This is a genomic window from Wenzhouxiangella sp. YN9, from assembly GCF_056324165.1.
The window spans coordinates 1-1,647 of sequence record NZ_JBJNIP010000079.1; the positions used below are offsets into that span (position 1 = coordinate 1).

1 protein-coding gene and 1 pseudogene are annotated in these 1,647 nt (G+C 63.6%); one reads left to right on the forward strand and one right to left on the reverse strand.

The genetic code is table 11. The annotated features are described in order from the left end of the window. Nucleotides 1–359: 359 nt before the first annotated feature. Entirely contained in the window at nucleotides 360–1,151 is a 792-nt protein-coding gene (locus ACEWQ0_RS04985) for a hypothetical protein (protein WP_476484704.1), read from the forward strand. Nucleotides 1,152–1,414: 263 nt separating this feature from the next. On the opposite strand, the pseudogene ACEWQ0_RS04990 reads toward ACEWQ0_RS04985, so the two are convergent. Next, nucleotides 1,415–1,647, reverse strand: a pseudogene (locus ACEWQ0_RS04990) (hypothetical protein); the annotation flags it as partial.

Genomic DNA, 1,647 nt, shown 5'->3' on the forward strand with positions numbered 1-1,647 from the left:
GCCCTCGGCATAGATGGTGTCGAAGGCCAGCGACGACTTGCCCGAGCCTGACAGACCCGTGAACACGATCAACTGGTCACGAGGCAGCTCGACATCGACATTGGCCAGGTTGTGAGTACGCGCGCCGCGGACGCTGATCGACTTCATTGCATCGAGCCGTGAATGCGAGACAAGCCTGCTAATATATCGCGCCTGGCGTGTACGGGGCAAAGGAATCCGATCCCGGCCGACGGTGGGCCGCCCGGATCGTTCCGTCCGGGAGTTCGGTGCCTAGAATCGATCCCCCAGCCGATTGACTGGGCCCGGTCGCTTGTTATCATTAGGCATCGGGGGGGCTGGTTGGACGTCAGGTTGGCGCGATGGCAAGGCCTTCACACATCACGCAATTTTCTCGCCGGCGAGGATGGCGCCGGGCGTTCGCCGGTCTCCTCGGGATCATCGCGCTGTCGGGGCTGTCGGCAGAGGGTGCCGATGACAGCGGGATCGCCCGCTGCCAAGCGATCGATTCGCGGGCCGATCGAACCGGGCTGATCTTCAACCCGCCCGGGAAACAGACCTACTACGAGCGTTCGCGCTGCTTTCTCCGACTGGCCGTGGAAACGCGCGATGCCGAACTGTGCACCCGGGTGGTCGAGCGCGAGTCCTGGTTCTTCGACGGTTCCGGCATTTCGCCTGAAGCCTGCCGGAAAGCGGTCCGCGAGCAGATCAGCGAGGACCGTATGGAAGCCGACTCGATCGAGAAGGTGCACCGCCTCGCTTCGGCATCCCTGGGCCCGAGTTCCAATCGACGCGATTTCACTTTGCGGCTGGTCACCGCCGGTTCGCATCCCGGCACCTACCGGATCGATATCGAGTTGCTGTCGTCGCATGGGCAGGACAGTCAGCCGGTCGAATCCTATCTTCAACCGCTGGGCACAAGCCCGGCCCGCCTGGCCCGGCATGTCCCGCGCGGGAAACTGGTCTCCAGTGCCACCGCTTGGCCATCGGAGGCCCCCATTCAACTGCAGATTACACTCACCCTGGTGCCCTCGAGTTCGGATTCGCAATGGGTACTGGGGCAGGTGGACCAACCGCTGTCGAGCAGCCGCACTGTAGCGGTCGAGCCGGAGTCCCGCCGGGACGATTCAAGAGGGGGAATGGCAGACGCGTGATCGGAAGCCATTTCGAGCACTGTCTGCCCACGTTGGACCGGGGTGTGGTGGTACCTCGCCCGTCCCGGTGTTCACTCTTGAAAATGGAGGGATATCGTATGATTGAGAGACTGAGTCTTTCCCGTTGCAGAAGCGGCGTGCTGGCGATGGTTGTCGGCCTGTTGCTGGCGCCTCTGGTATCGAATGCCCAGGAGTCCGGCTCCGTCGGGGACCCACGGGAACAATCGACCCTGACCGGTCCGGCTCCGATGCACGTCGGCAGTTCACCATTCGCGCCACCGGAACAAACGGATACCGAGTTCACGGTCGACGCCGCGCCCGGCCTGGATACGGGCTGCCTGTTCTCGGGTAGCGGGCCGCTGGCCCTCGGCATAGATGGTGTCGAAGGCCAGCGACGACTTGCCCGAGCCTGACAGACCCGTGAACACGATCAACTGGTCACGAGGCAGCTCGACATCGACATTGGCCAGGTTGTGAGTACGCGCGCCGCGGACGC

Coding starts and splice junctions, on each gene's coding strand:
- ACEWQ0_RS04985 (WP_476484704.1), top strand. CDS start 360: ATGGCAAGGCCTTCACACATCACGCAATTTTCTCGCCGGCGAGGATGG.